Raw genomic sequence first — 8,424 nt, forward strand, 5'->3', positions numbered from 1 at the left:
AAATGTGCATATATTTGATGCGCTTCCTATCGTCAGCACATCCTACACAAAACTCCCTTTGGAGATTTTATGATCAATCAAATAATTAATTTATCTTTACGCAGTCGGCTGTTAATGCTGGTACTTGCCGTTGTGGTGATAGCAACGGGCTATAGAAGTTATCAGGGTTTACCCGTCGATGCCTTTCCTGATGTCTCACCTAATCTGGTACAAATATTCACCATTACTGAAGGCCTAGCACCTGAAGAAATTGAAATGTATGTGACTTATCCCGTTGAGGCAGCCATGACAGGGCTACCAGGTATAGAGAAAATCCGTTCAGTCTCGAATTTCGGCTTATCGGTAGTCAATGTCTATTTTGAAGATGATGTCAGTATTTACTTTGCCCGGCAACTGGTCGGTGAACGCTTGCAGGAGGCAAGAAACCAGATACCAGCTAGTTTTGGTGAGCCATCAATGGGACCGATTTCGACCGGGATGGGTCTGGTACTGTTTTATTATCTAAAGGATGATACGCATAAATATACGCTGGAAGACCTGCGTACCATGCAGGACTGGATTGTTAAATTCAACTTGCAAACTGTACGTGGAGTCACGGAAGTACTGGGTATTGGTGGATTTGAAAAGCAATTTCATGTGGTGGTACAACCCGATGCATTATTACGCTATCAAGTTACCTTAAATGAGTTGATAGAACGTGTACGTGCTAATAACCTTAATGTCGGCGCTCAGTATCTGGAGAAAAACAATGAACAGTTCATTATCCGTTCTGTGGGTTTGGCAAAAGGCATTCCCGACATTGAAAACATTGTGGTAAAGACCGTTGATGGACGTCCTGTTTATTTATCAGAACTGGCTGAAATAAAAATTGGCGGTGCCATTAGACGCGGACTACAGACCCGTAATGGTGAAGGTGAAGTGGTTGCCGGTATGGCCATTAAATTATATGGCACTAATGCCTCCACAGTGATAGAGCGAGTTGAACAAAAAATACAGGATATCAATCGAACTTTGCCCGAAGGGGTCAGTATTGTGCCTTATTATCAACAAAAAGATATTGTTGAAGGGGCTGTGAATACCGTTAGCAGTGCATTGATACAGGGTATTATTCTGGTTGCTTTGGTGTTATTGGTATTTATGGGCGGCTTTCGCCCCAGTCTGGTGGTCGCCCTTGCCATTCCATTTTCAGTCATGTTTGCTTTTATCGCCATGGGTTTATTGGGCATGTCAGCTAATTTAATGTCATTAGGCGGACTAGCGATTGCCATTGGTATGATGGTTGATGGCACGATTGTGATGGTTGAGAATGTAGACCGTTTATTGCGCGAATCAAACCCGGAAGAGTCACGTTTACACGTTGTTGGTAGAGCCTGCCGTGAAGTGGGAAAGCCAATTTTGTTTGCTATTACTATTATTATCATCGTGTTTTTACCTTTGTTTACTTTAGAGGGCGTGGAAGGTAAAACGTTTAGACCCTTAGCCTATACAGTGGCATTGGCCATGCTAGGTTCTTTGGTGTATGCCCTATTCCTGGCTCCAGTCTTATCTGACGTATTAATGCGACGTAATTCAACAAAGGATGGGAAACCAGGGTTGGATGAACGTATTCTCAATGCCTTGCTAAAACCGTATCGACCTTTGGTTGAATATTTTGTCAATAATCGAAAAATTGCAGTTGCCTTATCAGCTGGACTGTTGTTATTGGGCATGGTGATTTTTCCTTTTCTAGGTTCTGAATTTACCCCGAAACTACAGGAAGGCACCATTGTAGTGCGTTTGACCATGGCTCCCTCAATATCCATCAATGAAAGTAAACGCAATACATTGATTGTGGAAAGGCGCTTATTAAAGATTCCTGAGGTGATCGAAGTCACTAGTCGAATTGGGCGAGGCGAAGTGGGTGCTCATGCAGATCCCATTAATTCAGCGGAAATGTATATTATTCTTAAAAGTAAGGATGAATGGCGAGATCCGGGGAATCAAGGACTTATCGAAAAGGAAATTCGAAAAATAGTGGCTGATTTACCGGGTATAACCGCGAATTTAACCCAACCAATTGAAATGACTGTGGATGAGCTAATGGAAGGTGTTAGGGCGGAACTGGCGGTTAAATTATTTGGTGATAATTTAGCACAGCTCAAAACTAAAGCCGATGAAATCGCTGCTGTGATTAAAAAGGTTGAGGGTGCGGCCGATGTTCAAGTTGACCAGGTTTCTGGTACACCACAATTAGTTATCACACCAGATCGCCTTGCCATTGCCCGTTATGGTCTTAATTTAATTGATGTGCAAGAGGTTATTAGTGGTGCTATTGGTGGTGTGACTGCGGGACAAGTCTTTGAAGGGATACGCCGTTTCGATATTCTGGTGCGTTTTCAAAAGCAGGATCGGGATAGTATCGAAGCGATTCGCAATTTATTAATCAGTGGACCGGATGGGATCAAAGTGCCTTTGGCACAAATCGCAACGATTGAGGAAATTGTTGGCCCTAGACAAATCACTCGGGAAAATAATCAGCGTTTTATCAGTATTCAAGCCAATGTGATTGATCGGGATATTGTCTCTTTTGTTGAAGAAGCGCAACAAGTGATTGATCGTGAAATTAAACTCCCTCCTGGCTATTTCACTACCTGGGGTGGACAGTTCCGCTTACAACAGGAAGCGAATAAACGTCTGGCGATAGTGATTCCAGTGACTTTAGTCATTATTTCATTATTGTTGTTCAGCAGTTTTGGCTCGGTTAAAAATGCGGCGTTGATTTTACTGAATATTCCATTAGCGCTAGTTGGTGGAGTGATTGCTTTGTGGCTCAGCGGACAAAACCTGTCTGTTCCTGCATCCGTAGGTTTTATTGCCTTGTTTGGTATTGCCCTGGAAAATGGCATGGTGTTAATGACCTATTTAAATCAACTGGTTAAAGATGGGCTTCCTATAGACGAAGCCTCCATTAAAGGGGCTTGTTTAAGAGTTAGGCCTGTTTTAATGACCGCAGTAACCACGGCATTAGGACTGATTCCGTTATTGCTGGCAACGGGTACAGGGTCTGAGGTGCAAAAACCTTTAGCAACCGTGGTTGTTGGTGGTCTGGTTACTTCGACCTTTCTGACCTTGCTAGTGATTCCTGCCTTGTATAAATGGTTTGTATCATCTGATAAATAAATTGATGCGCTTCCTATCGTCAGCACATCCTACCTAATTAATTAGGTAGTGCTTGCACGAAATAAATAATACCCTTTTAAAACAACATATTATGGTATAATAACGCCAAATATCACTACTGAAGATTCTGAGTGCCCCATTTTGGTATTATGCTTTGTTTACTACCGATTTAAATTTATCCATCACACAGATTATCGAGTATTACGGGGCAAGGTGGAAAATCGAATCCGGGTTCAAAGAACTCAAGCAGGACATAGGTAGTGCTTGCACGAAATAAATAATACCCTTTTAAAACAACATATTATGGTATGATAACGCCAAATATCACTACTGAAGATTCTGAGTGCCCCATTTTGGTATTTATCGTAAAAAATGGTTATACCATTGTTATTGAACAAGTATTTATTCTTACAAATCGAACTGGCAAATACTGAGTCCTCAATAACAGTTCCATTCCAGCAAAACTTCGCATCAGATCCATGAGAAATATCATATCGTCACAACTGGAAATTGGGCAAGTAGATATTGCCAGCATTGTCATTGATGTCTCATCGCGTGATGATATTCCACTCATCCTGCTGGGCTTGCAACACATCTATACAAGCAAACTTTTGAAAGAAACTGTTTTTAAAATCCTTCAAGAAGTTATTCCACGTAAGAATAAAACAGGCAGCGATGAAATAGTTGCCGTAGCGTCTAATAGAGGGCGCCCCGGAATGGAGCAGTGGACCATTTTGGTATTAGGTACCTTGCGGCTAGCGCTCGGTGCTGACTTTGATCGTCTCCAGGAACTAGCCAACGAACACCGAACCCTCAGAATGATGTTGGGGCACGGTATCTTTGATGACAAGAATTATCGCTTACAGACTCTAAGAGATAACCTAAAGTTATTTACACCTGACATCATGGATCGGATAAACACCGAAGTCATTTGTTCGGGTTATCAATTGCTTAATTTAGATGTCAGTGCATCCATTAAGGGGCGTTGCGATTCATTCGTCTTAAAAACAGACGTTCATTTTCCAACGGACATTAATTTGCTTTATGATGCCATGAGCGCTTTATTCCGTCAGTGCGTTCACTGGCGCCAAGACTATCACCTTCCCGATTGGCGTCAGCATAAACACAACCTGGCTCAATTCAAACAACAATATCGGCGTATCCAGCGATTACGGCACTCCACCTCGAAGGATGAAAAGAAAAAACTAGCTCAGGCCGATTTGATTTGCAAGGCACACCAGATTTATATCGATCTGGCTCAAAAATACCTGAATCTAATCACTCAAAGTTATGAGTTATTGATAGGAAAATACCAGCTTCCTAAAGTCTTATTGCTTGATATGCAAACATTTCTCCAGCATGGTGATCGGCAAGTCGACCAGATTAGACGACGTGTCATTGAGGGAGAAACCATCCCGCACGATGAAAAAGTATTTTCATTATTTCAACCGCATACCGAATGGATCAGTAAAGGCAAAGCCGGTGTGCCGGTTGAGTTGGGCATACGCGTTTGTATTATGGAAGACTATCATGGATTCATACTACATCATAAAGTCATGCAAAAAGAAACCGATGACAAAGTAGCCATTGAAATGGTCAAGTTGACTCAAGCAAAATTTTCGGAATTCAACGCATGCAGCTTTGATAAAGGCTTTCATAGCAAAAGTAATCAAAGTGGATTAAAAGAGATATTAGATGAAGTGACGTTACCGAAGAAAGGAAAATTATCAATCAAGGATCAGCCGCGTGAATATGCCGAAGAATTCAAACAAGCCAAAAAGAAACACTCGGCCGTCGAATCGGCCATAAACGCACGACAGGTTCATGGATTGAGTAAATGTCGTGACCATGGAATTGAAGGTTTTGAGCGATATACCGCATTAGCCATATTATCAAGAAATATACAAAAAGTGGGCGCAATCAAACGGGACATGGAACGACAACGATTGGCCGAAGAAAAAAAGCAAGCCGCTTAAGTTTTTTTTAAGAAAGTGATCTTACTGAGGGTTTGGTGTGTCTAAAAAGTGGAAAAACGGCACTGTACTAATAAAACTCGTAAGAGTTGATGAGTTTTTAGCGAAGCTGAATCAAAATTTAAAAAATAATTCATTAAATTAAGTAGGGCATTTTTAAAAAAATGGCTTTTCGTGCAGGCACTACCTAAGGGGGAATAAATAAAGTATGCTTCAAAGATTCGGGGACTGCTCTCGATAGAGTGGCAGAGGTTATCGAGATAGCTACGTTAAGACTATTTATTTCCTTTTATCATTCAACAATACTCTTCACTGTTGATACGTACCATTTGCCACCGCACCTAGTTTATTCATTCTTTAACCACGCATCCCCTTGGCAATCCTAACAATTCGACACTCACTAGAGGGGTATGGATACACTGATAGAGGGAGTTAAATAAACAAGTGTTTGATTTACATCACCATCCGCACCAATAATCACCTTCAAGTCGCCCTGATTCTTCGCAAATAGCGTTAAAAAAGGCTGTTAAAAAACCAAACCACTGAAATTGTTAATAAATCCCCTGTTAAAGAATGGCTTTAAAGATCAGGATACGGACTACGGCAGATTTTAGAGGTAATATTTAGTTTCCATTTTGCCATCGCTTACCTCCGGCAATGAAAAAGGTTCTGTCGCGATAAGGTATGGGTATAAAAATAGTTTCTATCCAGTTTTTTGTAAGAAGTTTTACAATATTTTAAAATGTAATTACACTATTGTGATTAAAAAAAAGGGGGGTGATGGCTAGAAAAACAGAATTAAAACAAGACTTAGTATTGCTGGTTTCGCGATAGAACCCAGGTATAGTTCTTCTCATAATCTGCATACAGCAATATGTGGTTCTGTCGCAAAAAAAAATATTTGTGTAAAAATAAACTGTAACCTGTTTTTATGCAACCAATGGATAAGATACCATCTAGGAGAAATACTTTCTCATCCCATCCGGTAAACTAGTGAGAAAGTCAGGTACTATATGACATTCATGAGAATAATAACCCCGGGGATCGTACCCCGATAATCATTTTTTCCATAGCGTTTACGGTAAGGTTTTGCTTGATGGCTTAAATACGTATACAAGTCACCACCAGCAGCTTTATCAGTCAGAATATAGCGATAAGTTGAAGACCAGGCTGTCTACATTTCCAATAATACTTGCGACAGAACCAAGAATTGTTAGCTGGTTTTTTTTGGACAGCTATTTCTTTACGTGCTTAATAGCTGCTTCTAAAACATCCAGCTTAAATTGATTAGATTTACCGGACAATACTGTCTCTACAATTTTTAAAACCAACATTTTTTTAGTAACCTTTATGGTTTTTTTATTTTCTAAAAAGTCTTTATACAATAGATATTTCACCTGCTTAACTGGTAAATTTCTACCCTGAATTTCATCATAAACAATAAGTGCTTTACCTCTGTTAATGGGAGCACTTATTTCATAAGCTGACGTTATGGTGATCCCTGCCATAGTACGCCCATCACTAAAAAAGTCAGCAAGGTGCATCAGTCTATTTCTAGATTGCTGGCTACCCACACATAATGAGTGGGTAGAAGCCCACTGGCCAAATTCTTTGTCTGATGGGAAACGACCTCTCGCCTCTAGTAATATTTGCCCTTTTAATAAATGAGATTGACGATCTATTTCTATAAACTGATTTGCTAACTCTTCAAGAGATAGAGTTGTTAGATCAGGCGTAAAATCATCTTTATAATCTTCAGCTTTTGCTAAGAATGATTGCTCAGTAACCTGCTCTTTTTGTTTATTTGTTTTAAGCTGTTTTCTATTAAGAATCGCCATTAACAATCTCCTCCATTAACAACTGAAACTGCCCTGTTGCTTGACCATGTCCAGATTCAGTTATCCCTTTACCTAAGGCTACAATATCCATCCATATTTTTCGTGTTGTAATAAAATTACTAGCAAATAAGACATCTTCGTATTCACCCAGCATATCTTCTATCAGCTTCCTACTCTCCTTAGTATCTTTGACTAAATGATTAGCACTGCATCCAGTCAATACGACAATCACCTTAAGTTTATTATTAAGGATTTTTGCATCGACACATGCATTCAAACTAGTTTCTAATGTTAAAAGAGATAGAGAGGATGGAAAAACAGGAATGATTACTGTATCACTTACCAATAGAGCACTTCGACCACTCGTGTCATTTTTCCCTCCACAATCAGCCACAACTATTTCATACCGACTATCAAACTCTTTCAAATCTTTAGCTACTGTCTTTCCATATTTTTGAATACAAGGTATTTGCTTTAATTTTCCATTATCAGATCTAAATTCTAGCCATGCAGTTGCACTCGCTTGTGTATCTAAGTCAGCAAGTAATACGTCTTTACCTTTATTTGCTAAATAAACTGCTGTAGAAACAGCTATAGAGGTCTTTGTTGATGACTTAGTTGCGTATACAGTGATTATCATATTTCAAACTCTTCTTCCGTTCTTTAGCGTCACCCCAACTTTCCCCTGGTTTAGAAAAATCAGACATCAATGTACCAGTCAAACGTGCAACAACAGCCGCCTTAGTTTCGCCAGGCTTAGCTAAACGATTAATTTCTTTCTTTGCTTTGGTTGATCTTTCACACCAAATTGGAACTGAAAGTGTGTCACCGTCCTGCCAGACTTCCTTTGACCATACTTCACCCATAGATTGGAATGCTCGTTAATTTCAGCTATAGCTGGTTCAATCACACGCCTCTTTAGACCACGTCAATCATGTTTTAATCATTATCTATTCACTCTCTAACAGAAGGGTGTGTGTACCAAAAGATTTCACTTTCAGATAGCTTTTGCTGACTAATCCCTTGAACATTCTCTGGTGGTGTTTCTGTATGCCTAGAGTAAATAGTGACTCTATCTGTGTCATAAGCATCCGTACTTATAACCCAGCCTTTATAAATACATAGATTCTTATCATAAGTAACAGTACCACAACCCTGAGAATTATACTTTGAAGCTGCTATCCAAGTTGTTGTTACACCCCAGTTATACTTATAAAGATAAGACTCTCCAGGCTGAATTATTTCACTATGACAACTAAGACCTACGCCACCATAAATACCTGCACAGCCTGCACCTGACCAAACAGCTGTGATTTCTGAAAGACTCTTATTAACTATCCTAATCTGACCTCCGGCACCTGATCCAGCACAAGCTGAATTAGATACAGTGGACAAAATCAGTAAAAGAATTAGTACTTGTGAAATTGCTAGTCTCATAATCATTTTATTGAAGC

General features: G+C 39.8%; 6 protein-coding genes and 2 pseudogenes. 3 read left to right on the forward strand and 5 right to left on the reverse strand.

The window, feature by feature from the left end; translation table 11 throughout:
* Window positions 1-69 precede the first annotated feature (69 nt).
* The 3 genes and pseudogenes from CDZ78_RS10025 to CDZ78_RS10035 all read left to right on the forward strand — a co-directional run bounded on the left by CDZ78_RS10025 (window position 70) and on the right by CDZ78_RS10035 (window position 5,135).
* Window positions 70-3,159 (forward strand): efflux RND transporter permease subunit, encoded by a 3,090-nt coding sequence (locus tag CDZ78_RS10025; protein WP_230990760.1) that lies wholly within the window; start codon window positions 70-72, stop codon window positions 3,157-3,159.
* A 145-nt stretch (window positions 3,160-3,304) separates the two neighbouring features.
* Window positions 3,305-3,424, forward strand: a pseudogene (locus tag CDZ78_RS10030) (transposase); the annotation flags it as partial.
* A 214-nt stretch (window positions 3,425-3,638) separates the two neighbouring features.
* Window positions 3,639-5,135, forward strand: coding sequence for an ISNCY family transposase (locus tag CDZ78_RS10035; RefSeq protein ID WP_087869895.1), 1,497 nt, complete (start codon window positions 3,639-3,641; stop codon window positions 5,133-5,135).
* 1,036 nt (window positions 5,136-6,171) lie between these two features.
* Here the strand turns inward: CDZ78_RS10035 and CDZ78_RS24520 are convergent.
* The 5 genes and pseudogenes from CDZ78_RS24520 to CDZ78_RS10055 all read right to left on the reverse strand — a co-directional run.
* Window positions 6,172-6,288, reverse strand: a pseudogene (locus CDZ78_RS24520) (IS30 family transposase); the annotation flags it as partial.
* A 79-nt stretch (window positions 6,289-6,367) separates the two neighbouring features.
* On the reverse strand, window positions 6,368-6,970 hold the full coding sequence (locus CDZ78_RS10040; RefSeq protein WP_087869896.1) for a hypothetical protein: 603 nt from the start codon (window positions 6,968-6,970) through the stop codon (window positions 6,368-6,370).
* Window positions 6,957-7,610 carry a nucleotide-binding protein gene (locus tag CDZ78_RS10045; RefSeq protein WP_087869897.1) on the reverse strand — a complete coding sequence of 218 codons (654 nt, stop codon included), beginning with the start codon at window positions 7,608-7,610 and terminating at the stop codon, window positions 6,957-6,959. Before CDZ78_RS10045 ends, CDZ78_RS10040 begins: the two co-directional genes overlap by 14 nt.
* A gap of 120 nt (window positions 7,611-7,730) precedes the next feature.
* Complete coding sequence (locus CDZ78_RS24300; protein ID WP_147883282.1) at window positions 7,731-7,880, reverse strand: replication initiation protein; 150 nt, start codon at window positions 7,878-7,880, stop codon at window positions 7,731-7,733.
* A 44-nt stretch (window positions 7,881-7,924) separates the two neighbouring features.
* Window positions 7,925-8,424 (reverse strand): hypothetical protein (locus CDZ78_RS10055; protein WP_211200763.1); only part of this gene is annotated, 500 nt, incomplete at its 5' end.

Origin of the sequence: Bathymodiolus platifrons methanotrophic gill symbiont (genome assembly GCF_002189065.1) — a bacterium.
GTDB lineage: Bacteria > Pseudomonadota > Gammaproteobacteria > Methylococcales > Methylomonadaceae > Methyloprofundus.